The 21400-nt window shown below is 41.9% G+C and carries 19 protein-coding genes, 1 tRNA gene and 1 pseudogene; 8 read left to right on the top strand and 13 right to left on the bottom strand.

Going from position 1 to position 21400, the window contains the following annotated elements; all coding sequences use genetic code 11:
• Positions 1-245: 245 nt before the first annotated feature.
• Positions 246-443: a hypothetical protein gene (locus OCV36_RS02000; protein WP_390903437.1), complete on the bottom strand. Its 198-nt coding sequence runs from the start codon at positions 441-443 to the stop codon at positions 246-248.
• 294 nt (positions 444-737) lie between these two features.
• Positions 738-1004: a hypothetical protein gene (locus OCV36_RS01995; protein WP_135459292.1), complete on the bottom strand. Its 267-nt coding sequence runs from the start codon at positions 1002-1004 to the stop codon at positions 738-740.
• Between the two features lie 268 nt (positions 1005-1272).
• Between OCV36_RS01995 and OCV36_RS01990 the strand changes: the two genes are divergently transcribed.
• Entirely contained in the window at positions 1273-2154 is an 882-nt protein-coding gene (locus tag OCV36_RS01990) for a WYL domain-containing protein (RefSeq protein WP_135459304.1), read from the top strand.
• A 689-nt stretch (positions 2155-2843) separates the two neighbouring features.
• Here OCV36_RS01990 and OCV36_RS01985 read toward each other — a convergent pair.
• The 4 genes from OCV36_RS01985 to OCV36_RS01970 form a co-directional block, all read right to left on the bottom strand.
• Positions 2844-3272: a DUF2787 family protein gene (locus OCV36_RS01985; protein ID WP_102504226.1), complete on the bottom strand. Its 429-nt coding sequence runs from the start codon at positions 3270-3272 to the stop codon at positions 2844-2846.
• Between the two features lie 102 nt (positions 3273-3374).
• Positions 3375-3875 carry a hypothetical protein gene (locus OCV36_RS01980; protein WP_135459294.1) on the bottom strand — a complete coding sequence of 167 codons (501 nt, stop codon included), beginning with the start codon at positions 3873-3875 and terminating at the stop codon, positions 3375-3377.
• Positions 3876-3920: 45 nt separating this feature from the next.
• Positions 3921-4304, bottom strand: a complete 384-nt coding sequence (locus OCV36_RS01975) for a hypothetical protein (RefSeq protein ID WP_135459296.1) — start codon at positions 4302-4304, stop codon at positions 3921-3923.
• Between the two features lie 102 nt (positions 4305-4406).
• Positions 4407-5648: a tyrosine-type recombinase/integrase gene (locus OCV36_RS01970; RefSeq protein WP_135459297.1), complete on the bottom strand. Its 1242-nt coding sequence runs from the start codon at positions 5646-5648 to the stop codon at positions 4407-4409.
• A gap of 422 nt (positions 5649-6070) precedes the next feature.
• On the opposite strand from OCV36_RS01970, the gene OCV36_RS01965 reads away from it, so the two are divergent.
• Positions 6071-7654, top strand: a complete 1584-nt coding sequence (locus OCV36_RS01965) for a hypothetical protein (RefSeq protein ID WP_261887527.1) — start codon at positions 6071-6073, stop codon at positions 7652-7654.
• Positions 7655-8149: 495 nt separating this feature from the next.
• Here OCV36_RS01965 and OCV36_RS01960 read toward each other — a convergent pair whose 3' ends face one another.
• Positions 8150-8716 carry a hypothetical protein gene (locus OCV36_RS01960; RefSeq protein WP_102473329.1) on the bottom strand — a complete coding sequence of 189 codons (567 nt, stop codon included), beginning with the start codon at positions 8714-8716 and terminating at the stop codon, positions 8150-8152.
• Between the two features lie 505 nt (positions 8717-9221).
• Positions 9222-9306: transfer RNA gene (locus OCV36_RS01955), tRNA-Leu, on the bottom strand.
• A 193-nt stretch (positions 9307-9499) separates the two neighbouring features.
• Here OCV36_RS01955 and OCV36_RS01950 point away from each other — a divergent pair.
• A pseudogene (locus OCV36_RS01950) lies at positions 9500-9595 on the top strand (RDD family protein); the annotation flags it as partial.
• A 140-nt stretch (positions 9596-9735) separates the two neighbouring features.
• Here OCV36_RS01950 and OCV36_RS01945 read toward each other — a convergent pair.
• From OCV36_RS01945 to OCV36_RS01935, 3 genes are all read right to left on the bottom strand, one after another.
• On the bottom strand, positions 9736-9999 hold the full coding sequence (locus tag OCV36_RS01945; RefSeq protein ID WP_076646336.1) for a hypothetical protein: 264 nt from the start codon (positions 9997-9999) through the stop codon (positions 9736-9738).
• Between the two features lie 195 nt (positions 10000-10194).
• Complete coding sequence (locus tag OCV36_RS01940; RefSeq protein ID WP_131825225.1) at positions 10195-10812, bottom strand: hypothetical protein; 618 nt, start codon at positions 10810-10812, stop codon at positions 10195-10197.
• A gap of 222 nt (positions 10813-11034) precedes the next feature.
• Positions 11035-12185 (bottom strand): IS3 family transposase gene (locus tag OCV36_RS01935; protein WP_226980827.1). Its coding sequence is split into 2 segments (ribosomal slippage): positions 11035-11942 and positions 11942-12185, totalling 1152 coding nucleotides; the frame shifts between segments, so codons are not numbered across the junction.
• Between the two features lie 133 nt (positions 12186-12318).
• Here OCV36_RS01935 and OCV36_RS01930 point away from each other — a divergent pair.
• Both OCV36_RS01930 and OCV36_RS01925 read left to right on the top strand, forming a co-directional pair.
• Positions 12319-12702 carry a hypothetical protein gene (locus OCV36_RS01930; protein ID WP_132940813.1) on the top strand — a complete coding sequence of 128 codons (384 nt, stop codon included), beginning with the start codon at positions 12319-12321 and terminating at the stop codon, positions 12700-12702.
• Positions 12703-13323: 621 nt separating this feature from the next.
• Positions 13324-13800, top strand: coding sequence for an RDD family protein (locus tag OCV36_RS01925; protein ID WP_135458604.1), 477 nt, complete (start codon positions 13324-13326; stop codon positions 13798-13800).
• 61 nt (positions 13801-13861) lie between these two features.
• Here OCV36_RS01925 and lptG read toward each other — a convergent pair whose 3' ends face one another.
• Positions 13862-14932 carry an LPS export ABC transporter permease LptG gene (gene lptG, locus OCV36_RS01920; protein WP_017073417.1) on the bottom strand — a complete coding sequence of 357 codons (1071 nt, stop codon included), beginning with the start codon at positions 14930-14932 and terminating at the stop codon, positions 13862-13864.
• Between the two features lie 3 nt (positions 14933-14935).
• On the bottom strand, positions 14936-16036 hold the full coding sequence (gene lptF, locus OCV36_RS01915) for an LPS export ABC transporter permease LptF (protein ID WP_029224834.1): 1101 nt from the start codon (positions 16034-16036) through the stop codon (positions 14936-14938).
• A gap of 192 nt (positions 16037-16228) precedes the next feature.
• On the opposite strand from lptF, the gene pepA reads away from it, so the two are divergent.
• The 3 genes from pepA to OCV36_RS01900 all read left to right on the top strand — a co-directional run bounded on the left by pepA (position 16229) and on the right by OCV36_RS01900 (position 21282).
• Positions 16229-17749: a leucyl aminopeptidase gene (gene pepA, locus OCV36_RS01910; RefSeq protein ID WP_004735335.1), complete on the top strand. Its 1521-nt coding sequence runs from the start codon at positions 16229-16231 to the stop codon at positions 17747-17749.
• 106 nt (positions 17750-17855) lie between these two features.
• The gene (locus OCV36_RS01905; protein WP_017073419.1) at positions 17856-18305 is read left to right on the top strand and encodes a DNA polymerase III subunit chi; all 450 of its coding nucleotides are present in this window, start codon (positions 17856-17858) and stop codon (positions 18303-18305) included.
• A gap of 103 nt (positions 18306-18408) precedes the next feature.
• The gene (locus OCV36_RS01900) at positions 18409-21282 is read left to right on the top strand and encodes a valine--tRNA ligase (RefSeq protein ID WP_135458602.1); all 2874 of its coding nucleotides are present in this window, start codon (positions 18409-18411) and stop codon (positions 21280-21282) included.
• Positions 21283-21400 lie beyond the last annotated feature (118 nt).

Raw genomic sequence — 21400 nt, 5'->3', positions numbered from 1 at the left:
TGCATCAGTCGCTCTCACTGACAGAATTTCACGATGTCACCACGCCTAAAATGTTCATTGAAAGACCTCAAGCATATAAAACAAAACCTATCTTACTCACATGGCAGTGTGAAGTTCACAATGTTATTAATTCCCCAACGGTCTAAGAGTGCATAGGGAATAAAGCCCAATGAGATAAGGGAAAACGAAAAACACAAATTACGATAAAGAAAAAAGTAGAGGAAAAACCACCTCTACTTTTTTCATTAGAGAACGTCTAGCTCATCCAGAACACCACCGATTAATGCTCCACTGACAAATCCGATTGCACCACCGAGGATAACGCCTTGAGGACCAAACCTAGCACCTAGAGCAGTCCCGTAATGTGCTCCCTTCAATCCAGTTGAAACGCTAGGCTTAAACCATCGTTGTTGAGGCATGATTCGATCATATACTTTCATCATGATTCTCCTTTCCTATAGATATGAAAAAGGGACGTACTCAATTAAGAATACGCCCCCTTAGATTTTTACCAATACAGCTTTAGTGAGAGTGACCACACACCTGACAGCTACCATCATCATATGCACGCTCACCACATGCAGGACAGGTTGTAACTAATGTTGTTATTGATTTAATTGCCATGTAAAGGCTCCTTCTTGTTGGTTGATTGAGTGTTGCGGAGCTCATTGATATCTCAGCCTAGAGAGTTCCAATTTCGAAACTGAGGTATCGTGAGCCAAGCTCCGCAACAAAACTTATTGTGCTTTACCTTTCGGGCTATCTGGGCCGCATTTCGTCGTATCAGTGACATGACCATTCATTGTTCCGCAGACATCGGCTTTCCATTGCACGATAACTCCGTAAGACGCCGTGTTCTGAATACCAGCCTTACCATTCCATTGTGGCTCTAGTAGCTCTTTCATTTTCGAGATATCGCCCGGATTACCACCGAACGTGCCACCTGCGAATACTGAAGATGCGAAAAGCGAAGTTAGACCTAGCAGGATGATTGATGTTTTCATTTTTTGCTTTCCTTAAATACGTAATGACGCCGCTTATAAGAGACGGCGTTAACGTGATTGATGATTAGTTTAAAGAGGGTGAACGACAGGGTGTGTCGCTCAGATGAAGAAATATAGAAATGATTGATGAATGCCTTGTAAGGCATACCTTGAGATAACTAATGAAAGCTATAGCAATATCAGTAACCTTATGAAAATTAGCTAGAAATAATCAGGTTCTTTCCGACCACGACACCACCTGACGAGTGACCTATCTACAATGCGTAGAATGAAAGAGCATGACAAACTAGCGAAACGACTTGGCATCATCCTTACCCGTTTGAATACGGGTGAGAAGTTACATCTAGATGATTTAAGTCGTGAATTTGGAGTTGCAAGAAGAACGTTAAACCGTGACTTCAATGAACGGTTAAACTACTTACCGATACAACGTGACGGTGCTTGTTACTCGTTAGACCCTAAGTTCTTAGGCAGACAGACAAATAATGAGCTATCTCTCCTGCTGTTAAACATGGGATTCGATACTTTGTTTTCAGGTAAGCACTATCTAAGTAATGGCGTATTGAACAACAAAACCACACCGCCCTTTCTCTTCAAGAACCCAAAAGTCGAGGACATCAGTGAATGTGCTTCAGTGTTCGAGAAACTTATCGAATCGATACAGCGACGAAACGTGATCAGCTTTAGCCATGAAGGGAAAACCTACGATGAGTTCCACAGCTACAAACTGTTAAATGAACGAGGATTGTGGTTCATTGTCGGGACACACAGAAACCGCCTAGAGTCACTCAGAGTGGCTAAGATTCGTGAGTTAGTGCGTTACGAGGATAAATACTCTCCTGACCCTAGCGTTGAGCAGAAGCTGACTGGTTGCGGATATGAGGATGAACTACTCAATCCCGTTGAAGTGGTTATACAAATTAGCAGAAGAGTCAGCGAAACCTTCTTCAAGGAAAATAATCCCAATGACTTTCGAGCATTAAAAGAACTGGGGTACGGTGATGTATTGGCAAGCTATACGACTAGCAACATTCAAACATTACTACGACTACTTAAAGCGTGGCTTCCTGATGTCGAAGTGCTTTCACCTGATTGGGTTAGGTACAAGTTGAAGCAAGAGTTACAAACCTATCTGGACGTAGCCAAATAAAAACCACACTGATGGCTGAAAGATGATGTGTTGCAAATTTCTGGTTGAGTCGCTCTCAGTATCAGCGCCTGACATAATGAAGCCACCCGACAATCACAAACCAAGCCCTAAGCTTAAACTGACCACTATGTACCTAAATCAAACCTGTCGATGCGTAACAAGCACAGTGGTTGATTTGATGAAATGACCAACCGATACAGAGTAAGGAAAAGTGTTAAATGCACAATTTTTACTCCGCGAAAGCTAACACTTTAATAGATTAGAACAGTGCTTTTCGCTGAGTTAATTATATTAATATTATTAACTTAATTATAAGGACTTTCAGCTCAGGTTAGGCAAGGAAGCCATACCAGTTCTAGGTTTTAGTCTATAAAAACGCTCCCATTGCTTCCACATATCAATGGGAGCCTTTAATAACAAAACACCAGTGAGAACCAAGCAAACTCGCTAAAATCGAGTCTCCCTTCCTTGGTGTTTCCACCGTCCATTGCAGTCCAGCGACTTAACCCTCTCTGAACCCCGACGGCAACGTTTAAGTAATCCGTTGTAGAAACTTGATCCAATGAAAAAGGCTTCCCATCACACCATGAGTTACATGGAACAATAGGAAGCCTTAGTGTCACTAGGAAGTGAGAGGCGGATTTTATGGTGCATACATGGTGCTTTCAACTTGATTCGTTAGTGATGGACTAATCCACCGTGACTTTTATCTCATCAAAGCAGTCCATTCCGATATAGCCTAGAAAGTTGGTTTCCCACATCGAATAGAACTCAGCGACACTGGATTCAGTAATGGGAACTTCACCCATGTAACGGATGTAAGCCACACCATGACCAAAATCAAAGTCGATTTCTTTCTCAAGCTCAGGCATCAATCCACAGTAACTAAAGTCAGTGATGTAATCGAAAATCCATTGGTCATTAAGCCTACTGGTAGAAATTTCAATAGGGTGGTATCCACCGTTCTCAGAGTTATAGCTCGAATCTCGGAGGCTAATCACGACCGATTGGATCATGGGTGTCAATTTGCCTGATTCGCTGATCACTCGGTTTAAAGTATCTTGAAGATCGACACTTACTGGCAGCAGTAAGCGCTCAACGTCAAAAGTTAAGTTCATAATAAAATCTCGTTTAGTTTGCTAAGGAAGCACTCTTGTTAAATGCTCGGTATGAAAAGTCAGAGTTGGCTTAGTGGATAAGGATTGATGTGAGTTTCGAGGTTATTTAGCTTCGGTTTCACCGTCCACTAATGACATGAGTTCATCACGACGTTGCTCGTAGTCAGGCGCAAGAACGTGGAGAAACACCGATTTCTCTGACGGCAGGATAAGTAATAACCCACGCAGTGCCGCCGCCATAAATCCAGCATTATTAGCAGACCCACCTTTGAACACAGATTTAAGTACAGTGCTTTTAAACGGCTTGTCGTCTTGCTCATTTAGCACCGCGACAATATCTTCAAAGGCTATCCATTCTTTACTATGAAGACCGCCACCTTCATTGCCCGAAAGCCTAAGGAATAGAGTATTTAGATCATCATGTACCGAAAGCTCATAGAACACATGATTCTGAGTTTTCGGTGATAGCTTTTTCGCTTTACCATCGAGCGCGACATTGGTGAAATGGTCTACTGGTACATCTTTAACAACCGTAGCAAGTTCATTACTCTCTAATACTTCAGGTTGAACGACTTCTTCTTTTTGATTGGTTTTACGTGCCATGGGTCACCTCCATACTATTAGTGACTATTAAGATTAAATTCGAGATTAAGCTTCAGCTTGTTCAGCAAGCTTGACGACAGGGAATGTTGGACTGTTCATTGGAGCGCAGCAATACACTCCACTACCTGCCGTAGTGACAATGGCAACAGCAAGTAGCCAAGGGCATTCATCGTCGTTTAGTAATAAAACCCATTCTGGGTAGTTAGTAACAAAGCGTAGAAAGCTTTGATCACCTTCCGATTCTTTACTCAAGGTTTGATCGGTATCGGACTCCTCAATCAAATACAAAGTCGTACCGACTTCATCCCAGAACGCTTTCGTACTTTCTTCATCACCGAATGGTTCTATTAGATGCTCTAGCAGTTTTGCTTTCACACCATCAGGCATTGGCAATGATTGAATATCTTCAAACTTGTTTACTGTTTTCATCGTGAATTTCCTTCTAATAATGAAAAAGCCCCTGTTTAGCTCATCGCTAAACAGGGGCTTTTCTAATGTCATTTCTAAATCAATTGGTTAAACCTAACTTATTCATTCCCAACGTATCTCTGGTTTCGCAGTCACCATATCCGACAAGCGAGAACCAATTTCTCGCCGACGCCCCACAGTCAATTTCGAGTAGCGCCTTGTGGATGAAAGGTCAGCGTGATTCAACTGCTTGGCTATGTCGTGTAACGAGACTCCTTGGCTAGCTAATAAACTTCCAACAGTATGCCGAGCTGAATGTAGGGTTAGATTCGCTTTATCACCAGGTATGTCAGGCAGTCCCATCTTGGCTTTGATAACCTTGAAAGCATGCCTAGGTTGCCCTACGGGTTTACCTCTTTTACGTCCAGGAAAGAGATAAGGGTTATTCGTCACATGAGGCACCGACCTCAAAATATCAAGCATGTAATCACTCAAGTAAATAACATGGCTACTACCGTTTTTCGTTTGCGGAATAGTGAGTGTTTTATCCTCCCATGAGATGTCACTTCGCAAGCGGAGTCGAAGCTCCTTATCGCGTAACCCAGTCAAAAACAGAATAATTAGGTACGCACCAATACTTTTATCTTCATGATTGAGAGCGTGACCTATGAATTCCTTTAACTGGGCCTCGGTAAAGTAACCAGTGCGGACGTTGTCTTCTTTCAACAAGCTGACCTTATCAGCAACCAATGGCGCGTCCATCAACTTGTAAGCTTGACGGTTTACCGTTTTCAAAAGCGCTAATACACGATTAATCGTAGCTACAGCATAAGGTTTCCCTGTTGTCTTACTTATAGCTCCCTGCATTTCCATTTGGATCTTAACGATATGTGCCGCCGATAATTTATTAATGGGAACATGAAATATCGACTTAGCATGACGGAACCTCGCTTGATCATCTTTCCAGCTTCGCTTTTGCTGAGCCAGTGGTAAATAGACTTCATTAAAGAACCGTTCAAGGGTCATAGAAGAATCAGTCTTTTCAGTATCACGCTCGATTTTCGGATCAACACCCTCAAGTATCTGCTGACGATACTCTTTAGCTTTCTTGCGTAAGGTGATTAGGTCAGTGTCATTGAGTCGCCCTAGACCGATCGACGCCTTGCGACCAGTTACTGGACTGGTATATCGGAGAAGATAGCGAACTGAACCCTGTCGTTTACCAACAAGACAACGCACGCCCACGGGCAAACCACTGTCTTTCATAGCTGACAAGTTAACTTCGTAATCAGCGGATTTAGCGTTGGCAGGATTGGGCTTAAGATTGTTGAGGAAAGTGGTGGTGAGTCGTTGTGATTTGCTCATTCAAACCTCCATTAACTAGATATTCAATTAGTTAATATGTGTTTGAATAGTTGTTTGTTACGGCGACGCGATACGGTTAGAGATATCACAAAAGTTACCCAAAACTTCCGTAAAAATAAACCAAAACCAAAACATACAAAGAAAACAGAGAGATTTATTTATGTAAAATTTACGCACAAAGACATTCAAATCCAAAAATTCCCCTCTCATGTAAAAAATCTCCCAAAAGTAACGAATAGCAAGGTATATCTCAGTCCAAAACACCTTTAAAACACCCAAAATTTCTTTATTAATTTCTTAACAATAAAAATTACTTTTTAAATTTCAATAAATTAAAAAGACAGGTTTCCGTAATTTTTCCTTTCCATTGATAATCACATGCACTTATAGTCATTTCAAACTTAATCCAAACAGAGGTGTCTATGTCAGAATCAATAACCCACAATCAAAAGCTTGATAAGAACTGCGCAAAAAGCATTGTCGAGCAACTTGAATCGTTAAATATAGCCCCATCAGAAATCGCTCGCAGATGTGGCGTAAAACAGTCCAGAATCAACGGATGGAAAGACGGTCAGAAAGCTAGCAATGAATATCTTCAAAAACTAAGAGCATTGTTAAACCTCCGCTTACCGAACCATAAAGCAGAAACATTCCAAGTTTCAAAATGCGTGCGTTTAGCTTTATCTAAAGAAGACCTAGACCTATTTCTAGTAAAGCAAATGAAAGCCTTTATAGGAGAGCTCAAGTCACTTCCTTTCGAGTTGCGTGAGAAGTTCGATAGTGCTGATTCATTAGAGTCATTAAATGAGGTTATCGCGGCTCAGTATCACTTGTATGTATGCCAAGAGGTTGACTCAAACCTAAAGAGAACTATGAACCCATTTTATGACAACCCTAACGTAAGAAACCCAGAGCATTACATCAATCTAACATTTACAAATCGAAAACCGCTACGCGTACTGCCATCAAGTGACCAAGGCACTATGCAATCTGCACTAGAAAAATTAAAAAAAGCGATCCAAGAAACCGAAGGACAAATAGATCAGAAGAACCAAAGTGAGCTTAAAAATAAAGAGTATTTTAAAAGTACTATTGAATACGCAATTTCAACTAACTTACAGAGAAACTTAAGATTCGACCACGACCAAAATGAAAGTTATGAAAACGTAAAACGAGAACTTCTTAGTAGTGTAGAAAAAGCCATACAAGACTTTAGCTACACTGGCTCGTACTTTTCTCATCCACTTGCAGAATTAGTTCGTAGTATGGAATCAGTTGCTAAATTAATAGGTCATAGTGAACTTGGTGATAAATACGATGTGCTCTTTCAAGAGGAACAACCACGTTATTACCCGGAATCTATTGAAAAACCGGACGGTTTCATCGAATTCGACGATATCGAATTCGCAATTGATTCCGCTAAAAAACTTCAAGACACCTTTGAAAAATTTATAGAGGAACAGCAAGATCGCTACTCAGAACTCTTTAACTTTAAGGAGAAAGAACTAGGACTATGTTCCAAGCTAGATAGCGATAAAGTATTCCACCAAAAAGCTTGTGAAGCTCTCACATCAGGTAAAGAGCTTGAGGTTCAAGACCCTCGCCTGAAAGATCTATCTATTATTACCGATAGCATTTTGAAATCAGGCCAGCTAAAAATTGCTTTGGACGGAAATAAACATGAGTTAGAACTATTAAACGGACTCAAAGGCATGTTGACTGCACAAGCACCCGAACCAGTCATTCATACAGTTCAAATTGGTGGTAAATTGGCTTTCTCTACAGAAGGAGAAAACCAAGGGAAGACTTTAATATATTCTTTAGACAACAATGATCTAATTCTTCTTCAAGAAGCTAGCATCTGCGACCAAAAAATCTTAACAATACAGCCAAAACTAGCAGCAGAAGAACTACTAGATCATATCGATATCAGTCTCAGAGAGTCAGTTAAGCAATCACTGCTAGAACACGGCTACATGTTTAGTGATGTCGAGGTTTTGGGGTAACTGACACGCAAAAAGCTCTTCTAGAAAAAGAGGTTTTCTAAGGGCTTAGTGTCTGATTTTCGTCAGCAGAACCACTAACATAGTATTAATAATAACCAGTACAACAGCGGCCTACGGCAAGCTGTTGTACTGGTTATTATATATTTAATATCAAGACTCTATCCAAAACCTAGCTCCCAGTTCATCTCACCACATTCACGCAATCAACTAGCCACCGATACCACCACCTCAATCAAAGCTCATAACTTACATAGCAACCGCATCAGCAATATAGATTTATTCTCCCTGCAACACCTGACTCAGTAATCTCACCCACTTCCCCACAGAAACACCCCTGACAATCTCTCAGTGAGCTTACAACCGTGATTTTCACACATCGAACGTGAGTAATAACGATACTGAATCATCGCGTTAGAATCGTTTCTGGTCCGTGGTGAGATTAGCTGACAGGTTTCTAAAGAGAATATCGAGACATTTACATGTAAAAATACATGGCTAACAAGATACCCACTTTTTCTTCGACTGAGGGGAACGCTTGATCTGTTTGTTTTTCGATAGTTCAGTAATTGCTTTGCTAAAATCCGATTGTGACAACCCCACTTTCTTCTGGAAATTAGGGTTGAGAGATTGAGGGGAAGTCAGTGCATTAAGTACTCTTTCTTCAGGTGTGAGTTTCTTTGACTTTTTAGGCTTAGATTCAATGAGAGATACAACGGTCTGCTCCCTCGTTCGAATACTCTGACAGCTAGATCCAAGTAAATCACATTGAAATTCAAAAGCTGTTATCAAGCTCTCATCGTTACTATATAGCTCAAAATGTGTTGAACCTAGTTGCTTCTTATCCAGAGCCAGTAGCACTCTCGATAGGTAAGCAATAATGTAGAAGTCGGCTTGATTCGGTCCAGTAGGGTAATCACCCAAGAAGTGGTATAACGATTTTTGGCAAACCAACTTAACAGCATCTGATTTCGAAAATACAAATACCTTGTCGACAATCGTAGCGTTGATCTTCTCAAGCTCCTTTAAACCTACATTTTCCGCATCAACAAATATCGCTTTCATTCAAATTAATTCCATTCACTTAAAGCCAGTTAAATATAATGCATATCATTACGACAAATGCAACTGCGCACTTATTTCATGTGATTAGTTATTAATGTATATCCCCAGCGCGCTAGTGACACACTACCCAACAACGCCCATAATAAAAGACTTAACAACAACCCCATAAAAACGATCTTTTCGCAACCAAAGGCCACATTAAAAATTCATAGCACCGTAAAGCCACCATGGTCGTACCATGGTTCTCTGACTCTACAGCCCTTGGAGATACTGGCCTGCAAGATTGCAGAAGTTTACATTTGTTGGATTTACTAGGATTCCCTTGAGCACAGAATCGACATGTGATGAACCATAGATGCACCATGGAAGAAAATTCAAGGCTGATAAAGTGAGTCTATTGAGGGAGAAAAGTGTAGATAACAGAAAAGGAAAACTGAGCTAAGCTTTTGATTAGCCTAGATACAACAAAGCCCCGACCATTTCTGATCAGGGCTTTATCTAAATATGGTACCGGTAGGCGGACTTGAACCGCCACGCCCGAAGGCAACGGATTTTGAATCCGTCGTGTATACCAATTTCACCATACCGGCATCTTTCAGGCTATGCCCTTTCGATGTTTGGCATTATACGTATGCGAACTGATGTGGCAAGTATAAAAACTTGAATTCATGTGTGTTTGCCGATAATTTCGCCACTAAGTCATAAGCTGTGCGTCATGTCTCTTTTCACGCCAAGCCTTAGACTATATTCTGACGCCTAAATTTTTGAAGAAGTAATAACACCATGACATCAACAAACACAATGCCACCAGCAGGAGTAATGCGCCGATTTGGTGCCTTGTTCTATGACGCCCTTATCGTAATCGCTATTGAGATGCTGGAGATGCTACCGCAGAGCTGGCGACGGAATTGATAAACCATATATAGCCCTTCAAACAGTCCTCCAATCGCTTCAACACACTACCTCTTCAAAATCCCGTTGCTTCGGGCGTGGCGGTTCAAACCCAAATAACATCAAAGTTAAACATTTTCAGATAACCATGCCCACTCGTCAGCGGTCAACCAACCAGAATACTCATTAACACGTGAAACGAACATTTTGTCACTCTCATCTAGGTAAGGCGAAATCATGTCGCGAATCTGTATTGCATTATAGTGAGTAGAAATAAGCCATGTAGAGTCCATGATGTGATACCACTTAGAAAAATTCTTCAAAACTTCATGTACTTTTTCGTATTTCTGCCCCGGAGAATTCAAATCATAACTAACGCAATATACTGCCATGCAAAACACCCTCACTAACAAATAAGACACCGCATGATAAATACAAAACAAGTTGAATATCGAGATTCACATCCCAAAAATACAAGAGCCAAGCAGTAAAGAATAATCAAAAGCAACACACAAAATATCACTTACAACTGATCGTTCTAAAATGCTCTACGATCCCTCATTAAGCCCTTTCATTTAAAAGGTTCATTAAAGTTGTTCAACCTTACCAAACCTTTTTTCAATTCGCTTCGTTGTTAGTTCTTGATGAACAGAGTTTAAAGCTTCTAGATACTCACTCTGATTTCTTACGATGTCTTTCACATTAGTGGCAAGTGCCCAATTACGAACATCATTTATTTCACCAGCTAGGTGACAAACTAAGGTGTTTCTAATTTTTTCACATCGACGCAACTGTACGTATAACTCATTTATGGAATCGTAAAGTGTCTGGTCTAGTAAAGCGACATCTTGAATATGATTCTCGTATTGTTTCGTTACGATGTGAGCAAGCGGCATTGCCACCAAAGAGTAGTTTTCATTGTCTTCAGGTTCACCAATATGGACATATATGTAGTCATTCCCATATCGGTCTGTATTTACTAGTTTTTGAACTGGATGATCAGTCTCAAAAGTCAGTAATACTTGTTCGGCAACGCGGAAAAGGGACTCCAAATTACTATAATTTTCTCGTAATTCTTCCGATAACAATATCTTGAGTGTATTAAGCTTTTTTCTACTCTCATTTCTACCTTTGATGAAATCTCTAACCTCTCGGATACAAAAAAGCACCAGAGCAACAAATACCGATAAGGGTATAATATCCAAGATCAACCACTGCACTCCTCAAAAATATGCTTGCACTAGCAAATACGATAAAAATAGTAGCCTAACCCAGACCAAGCGCTCAAAAAAGCACGTCATTCCTGTTTGAACCAAATACAACAGTGTTAGTAATCATGCTCAAGAACTTTTCTTAATATAGGCGAGGGGAGTGAGCAACCTGCTCATTAAGAATTATGATCTGCTCCAGTAAGACTGGACACCGCATTAAGCGACATATTGTTTTTCAAAGTTAACTGGGCTTAGATACCCAAGAGCACTGTGCCTTCTTGTTCGATTATAATCAACTTCGATGTATTCAAAGAGTGCTTGACGCATCTCTTCTCGGGTCATTATCGACTCGTATTGGACGGCTTCTACTTTCATTGAGTGGAAAAAGCTTTCAACACAAGCGTTGTCCCAGCAATTTCCCTTCCTACTCATACTTTGCTTTAGATTATGAGCTGCGATTAAGTCGCGGTAGTCTTTTGAACAATATTGGCTACCTCTATCACTATGGATAATCACTTCTTCTGGCATGCCTCTGCGGAACAATGCCATTGATAGCGCATCACAGACCAGAGTTGCGGTCATTCTGGTACTCATTGACCAACCAACTACTTGCCGTGAGTACAAGTCGATAACAACGGCTAAATACATCCAGCCTTCGCTTGTCGCTAGATAAGTGATATCTCCAGCCCATTTTTGGTTTGGTGCTGTCGCATTAAAGTCTTGCTCAAGCAAATTCGGGGCTACAGGAAGTCTATGCTTACTGTCTGTCGTACATTTGAATTTACGGGCGGCCTTCGCAACTAACCCCTGACGCCTCATGCTCGCGGCGATGGTTTTTACATCGTGTTTATTACCATTTTCTTCAAGTTCTTTTTGAATGCGCCTTGCACCATCACGCTCCTTTTTATCATCAAAGACTTCACGAACTTTGCTATCAAGCTGCTTTCGGTGTTCGTTGCGTTGGGTGACTTTATGCCGATTATCAATCCAATAATAAAACCCACTTCGAGAAACCCCAAACACCTTAGCCATACGGACAACCTTATACTGCATCAGGTGTTCGAGCATAAACTCATAGCAATCTACTTTAGATTTTTCGCGAAGTAGGTGGCGGCCTTTTTTACGATATCTAGCTCTTCAGCTTGCTCTGCCAATAATCGTTTGAGTTTGGCATTTTCAGTGGCTAGTTCCTTTTCTCTATCGCTGATTTTCGCATCTTTTTTGACGGCTTTACGCCACCCATAAATTTGAGATTCATATAGCGAAAGCTGTCGTGCGGCGGCAGCGACACCGACTTTCTCTGCTAACTTAAGCGCTTCGGCTTTAAATTCAGGAGCATGTTTAATTCGTGTTTTCTTAGTTGTCATTGTTCACCTCGTTAGTGATTGTACTCACTTAACTCAGTGTCCAAAACTTCTGGTGCGGATCAATCCGCAGTAACACTTGGTCACTGCGCATTTTGCCTTTGACTAAACATTCCTTAGATAGGAGCGATATCACATGAATAAAAATCCGATTGAAGATATGATCAATTTGATTCCAGAGCTAACAGACTTTGGTATTGGCATCTATCCCAATCACCAAGGCGACATGCAAAACGAAGATATATTTCGTGAAAGTCAGTTGCAATTATTAGGTAGCTTTAAGGATTTTGACAAAGCGGTAAACTGGCTTAAGAAAGTAGAAAAAATCAGCAACTTTAATACCAAGCGTAGCAGTAATAATTTGAAGCTATTAGCCGAAAGAGATATTGGTTATATATCAAATGGGATTTTTATTGCAGCTGCTATTCACTCAGGTTTCAGATTCAAGCTCGAACCTGAGAGCCCCAACGTTCAATTCAATATGTCTGAAAGGTCATTAAAAAAGCTGGAAGATTATTAACGATAACATAAATGATACAAGGAATTTCAAGGGGTCCCACTAGTATGTATTCTCCACCTCACGACAGTAGCATGACAGTACCTTTTCGGTTTTGCTGTCTTGAACATCTAGCCATCGAGCCTTGAAGATATTCCAACTTGAAAACACAGTAACGCTTTTCGGTTTGCTGCTTTGACCGTAGTGACTAGTAAAACTTAGGTTCTGGTTTTGTTGTTCTATGTTTAAATTGGACAGGAAATTGTCAGTAGAAGAAAAATAAAAGAAATTAAGAAGGGATATTTTGAAGTGTGATGGAGGTTGTATTTTTGCATATTCTGAATGTAGAAAAGCCTCGATAAAAATCGAGGCTTTTCATAAAATTCTTTATAAATCAGTAACTAAGGAAATTTTTGAATCCGTCGTGTATACCAATTTCACCATACCGGCATTATCTTGGGGCATTGCCCTTTCGATGTCTGGCATTATACGTATGCGAACTGATGTGGCAAGTATAAAAACTTGAATTCATGTGTGTTTGCCGATAATTTCGCCACTAAGTCATAAGCTGTGCGTCATGTCTCTTTTCACGCCAAGCCTTAGACTATATTCTGACGCCTAAATTTTTGAAGAAGTAATCACACAATGACATCAACAAACACTCTGCCACCAGCAGGAGTAATGCGCCGATTTGGTGCCTTATTCTATGACGCTCTTATCGTAATCGCTATTGAAATGATAGCTGCTGGCGTCATTGTCGCTCTACTGCACGCACTCATGGCTATTGGCATTTTTAGCCATAGCGGTTATGCAGATGTCAGTGACTTCTTAACAAACCATCCGATTTGGAGCCCTGCGTATACTTTTTACTTAGTGGTTGTTTGGGTTTACTTTTTTGTGTTCTTTTGGACCAGAGCAGGACAAACGCTGGGGATGAGAGCTTGGAAGCTTCGCGTTCAAAACAAAGATGGTTCAACGATCACAGTAACTCAGGCGCTAATACGCTTAGGCACTTCAGGTTTTGGACTGGCAAACCTATGCGTTCCATTCGACCCACAAAGACGTGGCTTTCACGATATCTGGGCCAAGACAGAAGTCGTCGTGTTACCACAAGCACGATAACGCTATTAAGCGAGTTTCTATCAGGACAAAAAAAGGAAGGCATAATACCTTCCTTTTTTATTTACAGCTTTCGCCTCAAGAGCATGATGGCTATTCCGAGGAACACCACACTCGGGGCTAGTGCACCGAAGGCGGGTGGTATTTGATAAACCAAACTTACTGGACCAAAAAACTCACTCGATATATAGAAAGTAAAGCCAGCAATAACACCAGACAGAATCCTAGCTCCCATGGTCACACTACGCAGAGGGCCAAAGATAAACGACAATGCCATCAACATCATAACCGCTATTGATATAGGCTGAGTTATCTTTCTCCATAACGCCAACTCATAGCGAGATGAATCCTGCTCAGATGCCTTAAGGTAAGAAACATAATCATATAGACCACTTAGAGATAGTTCTTCTGGTTTAACCGTTACTATCGCAAGCTTATCTGGAGCTAATGATGTTTCCCAAGAGTAAGTCGGTAGGCTTTCTTTGGTGATTTGGATTTCATTTTCGAAAGACGTGATCTCGACATCATTCATCGTCCAAACATTGTCTCCAACGTAGTCGACTTCTTTTGAGTATATAGCGGTCTTCAATGCCTTGTTCTCATCAAAACGCCACATATTCATACCATACAATTTCTCATCGTCTATTTTAACAATGAAGATGAAGTCATTGGCATCACGAGCCCAAACACCGCTTTGGGTCGAGATAATATTACCACCAGCAATCGATATGGTTCTCAAATCACGAGCCATTTTCTGTGCTTGAGGAGCTCCCCATTGCCCAAGAAGTGTCACGACAATCATCAATGGAATTGCGGTTTTTAATACCGATAGGCCGATATCTAACTTAGAGAAGCCCGCGGCTTGCATAACCACCAGCTCAGAACTCGCAGCAAGCATACCGAGTCCAATCAATGCACCGAGCAAAGCGGCCATTGGGAAGAACATTTCGATATCACGAGGAACACTCAATAAAACAAAGTAAAGCGCTTGCAATAGATCGTATGTACCACGACCCACTTTTCTCAACTGCTCTACATATTTAATAATCCCAGAAAGCCCGACAAACGTCACCAAAACTAATGACGTTGTTGCGATGATGGTTCTGCCTATATATAAATCGAGAATCTTAAACACGGCTTAAGCCAACCTCTTCTTCTTGAATTTTTCTTTCAAACGCCTTACTGGCACGCTATCCATAAAGTTTGCACCAACGGCAACAAACAACAATAAAGCATTAATTGGCCACATACCGACAACAGCCGGAATGCTCCCGTCTTCAATTGAAGACTTAGTGGCGCTGATTGCTAAGAAATAGGTTAAGTAAATTAGAATTGCTGGGCCAATTTTAGCGAAACGACCTTGTCGAGGGTTTACCGCAGACAGTGGCACAACAAGCATGGTCAACAATGGAATACAAAGTACCAAAGAAATTCGCCATTGCAATTCCGCTTTCGCACTATTTTCTGGATTACCAATGAGTTCAAGCGTAGGGATGGCTTCCCAATCACGGCCTTTCTTCTCAACTTCACGTTGGCCAATCAGACCTTCGTATTCTTCAAAGTGCGTCACCATATAATCAAGACGAGTCGGTACACCTTCATGGCGAGTACCGTCGTACATAACAATAACTTGACGACCATCGCTCAGTTCTTTTACGTCACCTGACTTAGAGAACATCACACTAGGAAGTACCGAATCACGTGGACGCATCTGAGCAACGAACACATTTTCTAACTTGTTGCCGTCAATATCATCGATAAAAACAACAGAAGAACCATCAGGGGTACCTTCAAACTTACCCTTTGGTAGCAAATCAACACTGTTCTCTGCTGCAACCTCTTCATACATTTGTTCAACTTTGTCTTGTGACCAAGGAGACAACCATAGCGAATTAAATGCGGCTAAGCTTGCTGTTATCAAGGCGAGATAAAGAGCAGATTGGATAAGGAATTTGTTACCTATACCAGTGGCATTCATTACTACTATTTCACTTTCAGCGTAAAGGCGACCAAAAGTAAGCAAAATACCAATATAGATACTGAGTGGAAGCATCAATAAACCCATCGCTGGCATATTTAAGCCAACGATCGACAATATTAAACTCGCAGGGATATCACCATCAGAGGCGTCCGCTAAAACACTGATGAATTTTTGGCTGAGAAACACGAGAAAGAGAACAAAAAAGATCGCAAATTGGCTCTTGATTGTCTCGCGGATCAAATATCTAACAATAATCACGCTCAAATTACCTATACAAAACTTGTTTTTTTGATTGAATCACTATAATTTCCCGTTGAACCTTTTATTTTTTTAAATTTTTAGCTAAGTGTTAGCGTTCTTCTTTAAGGTTAGTTCCATTATAGGATCCAACAAGTAAGAACCCATTATCTAACATTTAGTTCGATTTGTCTTCAGGATGTAGGAGTACGCATGGAGTTCAGTGTAAAAAGTGGCAGCCCAGAGAAACAGCGCAGCGCATGTATCGTTGTCGGTGTATTCGAACCGCGCCGCCTTTCTCCAGTAGCCGAGCAATTAGATAAGATTAGCGATGGCTACATTAGTTCACTGCTTCGTCGCGGTGATCTAGAGGGTAAACCTGGCCAGATGCTGCTACTGCATCAAGTACCTGGTGTACTTTCAGAACGTGTTCTACTGGTAGGCTGTGGTAAAGAACGTGAACTAGGCGAGCGTCAATACAAAGAAATTATCCAAAAAACCATCAGCACACTAAACGAAACAGGTTCTATGGAAGCAGTATGTTTCCTTACAGAACTTCACGTTAAAGGTCGCGACACTTACTGGAAAGTTCGTCAAGCGGTAGAAGCGACTAAAGATGGTCTTTACACATTCGACCAATTTAAGAGCAACAAACCAGAGACTCGTCGTCCATTGCGTAAATTGGTATTCAACGTACCAACTCGTCGCGAGCTAAGCCTTGGCGAAAAAGCGATTTCTCATGGTCTTGCTATTGCTTCAGGTGTGAAAGCATCTAAAGATCTTGGCAACATGCCACCAAACATCGCAAACCCTGCTTACCTAGCTTCTCAAGCTCGTCGTTTAGCTGACGATTATGAGACAGTAAAGACTAAGATCATCGGTGAAGAAGAGATGGAAAAGCTGGGTATGACTTCATACTTAGCTGTAGGCCGTGGCTCTAAGAACGAATCTATGATGTCTATCATGGAGTACAAAGGCGCTGCTGATCCAAATGCAAAACCTATCGTTCTAGTCGGTAAAGGTCTTACTTTCGATTCAGGCGGTATCTCGCTTAAGCCTGGTGAAGGTATGGATGAGATGAAGTACGACATGTGTGGTGCTGCGTCTGTATTCGGTACAATGAAAGCATTGGCGAAACTTAACTTGCCAATCAACGTTGTTGGTATTCTAGCGGGCTGTGAAAACATGCCGGGTAGCAATGCTTACCGCCCAGGTGACATCCTAACTACAATGTCTGGCCAAACGGTTGAAGTACTCAATACAGATGCTGAAGGTCGTTTAGTTCTATGTGATGCTCTAACTTACGTTGAGCGTTTTGAACCAGATTGTGTTGTCGACGTTGCAACACTAACTGGCGCGTGTGTTATTGCTTTAGGTCACCACATCAGTGGCGTTCTATCAAACCACAACCCACTGTCTCATGAACTTGTTAATGCTTCAGAGCAAGCAAGTGACCGCGCATGGCGTCTACCTATGGCAGACGAGTACCATGAGCAGCTGAACAGTCCGTTTGCTGATATGGCAAACATCGGTGGCCGCCCTGGCGGTACTATCACCGCAGGTTGCTTCCTGTCTAAATTCACTAAGAAGTACCACTGGGCTCACATCGACAGTGCTGGTACAGCGTGGAAGTCAGGAGCAGCGAAAGGCTCGACAGGTCGTCCTGTCTCAATGCTAGTCCAATTCTTATTGAACCGCAGCGGCCAAGAGACTGAAGAGCAATCTTCAAAATAATGAAAAGGGCCTACGGGCCCTTTTTTAATAAGCGCTATTTATTAGCCCCTGTTAACTAAGTAAGATTGATATCCACGATTTTCAGTTCAAGTTTCGAGAGTAAAGTATGCAGACTGCCACATTTTACATTGTGTCTTCAGACAGCCCGCAAGCCAACGAAGATGGTTTTGCTCACTATGTGTTGTTTCTTGCTCAGCATTTTGCGAAACAAGGCGCTAAACTTTACCTTAACTGCAATGACAAAGAACATGCCGAACGTATCGCTGAAGTTTTTTGGCAGGTCGAACCCAGTGAATTTATTGCACACAACTTAGTTGGCGAAGGCCCAAAGTATTCAACCAACATCGAAATTGGCTATCAAGGCGTAAAACATAATTGGAATCGCCAACTGGTAATAAATCTGGCCGATAATAATACAACCTTTGCGAACGCCTTTGCTCAGGTGATAGACTTCGTTCCTTGCGAAGAAAAAGCTAAGCAACTCGCTCGAGAAAGGTATAAAATTTACCGTCAGGCTGGATATCAGCTACAAACTATCGAGATTCAACATCCATAGTCAAACCTCATAGTTAAAGCTATCTTTGAATTTAGATTCAAGAAGCTTCACTTATGAAGTTTGACCACGATTAACCATTCACAGTATCCGTTATAAGAGCACTATGGAAAAGACATACAACCCAACATCAATCGAACAAGCTCTGTATAAGACTTGGGAAGAGAAAGGCTACTTTAAGCCACACGGTGACACATCAAAAGAAGCATACAGCATCATGATCCCGCCACCGAACGTCACTGGCAGCCTGCACATGGGTCACGCGTTCCAAGATACGATCATGGATACGCTTATCCGTGCTCAACGTATGAAAGGCAAAAATACTCTTTGGCAAGTGGGTACTGACCACGCTGGTATCGCCACTCAAATGGTTGTTGAGCGTAAGATCGCCGCTGAAGAAGGCAAAACAAAACACGACTACGGCCGTGAAGCTTTCATCGACAAGATCTGGGAATGGAAAGCCGAATCAGGTGGCACGATCACTCAGCAACTTCGTCGTCTTGGCGCATCTGTAGACTGGGATCGTGAACGATTCACTATGGATGACGGCCTATCGGCTGCGACTCAAGAAGTGTTTGTTCGTCTATACGAAGAAGACCTAATCTACCGTGGTAAGCGTCTAGTAAACTGGGATCCTAAACTGCACACTGCAATTTCTGATCTTGAAGTTGAAAATAAAGACAAAAAAGGTTTCATGTGGCACTTCCGCTACCCATTAGCGAACGGTGTTAAAACCGCTGATGGCAAAGACTACATCGTCGTTGCGACTACACGTCCTGAAACCATGCTTGGTGATACAGGTGTTGCGGTTAACCCAGAAGATCCACGTTACAAAGATCTTATCGGTAAAGAAATTCTGCTTCCTATCGTAAACCGTCTTATCCCTATCGTAGGTGATGAGCACGCGGATATGGACAAAGGCACGGGTTGTGTGAAAATCACGCCAGCTCATGACTTTAACGATTACGAAGTGGGCAAGCGCCATAACCTACCGATGATCAACATCCTAACGTTCAACGGTGATATCCGTGATGCGGCTGAAATCTTCACAACTAACGGTGAAGAAAGCGATGTGTACTCAACAGAGCTTCCAGCTAAATACCAAGGTATGGAGCGCTTTGCTGCTCGTCGTGCAACGGTTGCGGAATTTGATGAACTAGGTCTACTTGAAGAGATCAAAGATCACGATCTAACCGTTCCTTACGGTGACCGTGGTGGTGTGGTTATCGAACCAATGCTGACTGACCAATGGTACGTGCGTACAGCGCCTCTTGCTGCGCCTGCTGTTAAAGCCGTTGAAGATGGTGAGATCCAGTTCGTTCCTAAGCAATACGAAAACATGTACTTCGCTTGGATGCGTGACGTACAAGATTGGTGTATCTCTCGTCAACTTTGGTGGGGCCACCGTATCCCAGCATGGTACGACAACGATGGTAAAGTTTACGTAGGCCGCACTGAAGAAGAAGTTCGCGAAAAGAATAACCTTTCTCCAGTGATTGTTCTTAAGCAAGACAACGATGTACTTGATACATGGTTCTCATCTGCACTTTGGACGTTCGGCACACAAGGCTGGCCTGAAGATACAGATGCACTGAAAACATTCCACCCATCCGAAGTACTAGTATCTGGTTTTGATATTATCTTCTTCTGGGTTGCTCGTATGATCATGATGACTATGCACTTCGTGAAAGACGAAGATGGCAAGGCTCAAGTACCTTTCAAAACAGTTTACATGACGGGTCTTATCCGTGATGAAAACGGCGACAAGATGTCTAAGTCGAAAGGTAACGTACTTGATCCAATCGATATGATTGACGGCATCGGTCTTGAAGAGCTGGTAGAGAAGCGTTGTGGCAACATGATGCAACCTAAACTGGCTGATAAGATCGAAAAAGCTACGCGTAAAACTTTCGAAGATGGTATCGAACCATACGGTACTGATGCGTTACGTTTCACTCTTGCTGCTATGGCTTCAACTGGCCGTGACATCAACTGGGACATGAAGCGCCTTGAAGGTTACCGTAACTTCTGTAACAAGCTATGGAACGCAAGCCGTTACGTACTGATGAACACAGAAGAGCACGATTGTGGCATGTCACTGTCTGCTGAAGACCGTGCAAACATGGAATTCTCTCTAGCTGATAAGTGGATTGAATCTCAGTTTGAAGTTGCAGCGAAAGAGTTTAACGCTCACCTAGACAACTACCGTCTAGACATGGCGGCAAACACGCTTTACGAATTCATCTGGAACCAATTCTGTGACTGGTACCTAGAGCTAACAAAACCTGTTCTTTGGAAGGGTACTGAAGCTCAACAACAAGCAACTCGTTACACGTTGATCACGGTTCTAGAGAAGACTCTACGTCTTGCCCACCCTGTTCTTCCTTACATCACTGAATCTATCTGGCAGAGCGTCAAGCCGCTAGTAGACGGCGTTGAAGGTGAGACAATCATGACTCAAGCACTTCCTCAGTTTAATGAAGCTAACTTCAATGCTGAGATCGTTGACGACATCGAATGGGTTAAGACTTTCATCACTGCTATTCGTAACCTACGTGCGGAATACGACATTGCACCAAGCCAAGGCTTAGAAGTAATGATCAAAGTAGCCGATGAAAAAGACGCTGCTCGTATCGAAGCAAACAAGATTGTTCTAAACTCTCTAGCAAAACTTGATGTACTTAAAGTGCTTGCAGACGGTGAAGCAACGCCAGCGTGCGCAACGAAACTCGTTGGCAAATCCGAGCTAATGGTGCCAATGGCTGGCATTATCGACAAAGATGCTGAACTTGCTCGTCTAAACAAAGAAAGCGCAAAGACTCAAGGTGAGATTAAACGTATCGAAGGTAAGCTAGGTAACGAAGGTTTTGTTGCTAAAGCACCAGAGGCGGTTATCGCGAAAGAGCGTGAAAAGCTTGAAGGTTACCAAGAGACTCTTGTTAAGCTTGAAGAGCAAAAAGCGACTATCGCTGCTTTGTAATTCATGTTGTAGTCTTTAAAAAATAAAAAGGGCAGATGAATATCTGCCCTTTTTGCTATCTGTAATTCTTTACGCATCGTCTGAGTAAAGTACTCAATTGTATATACCTTAACGAGGT

Origin of the sequence: Vibrio echinoideorum (assembly GCF_024347455.1) — a bacterium.
Taxonomy (GTDB): Bacteria; Pseudomonadota; Gammaproteobacteria; order Enterobacterales; family Vibrionaceae; genus Vibrio; species Vibrio echinoideorum.
This window is presented reverse-complemented; position numbering and strand designations above follow the sequence as displayed.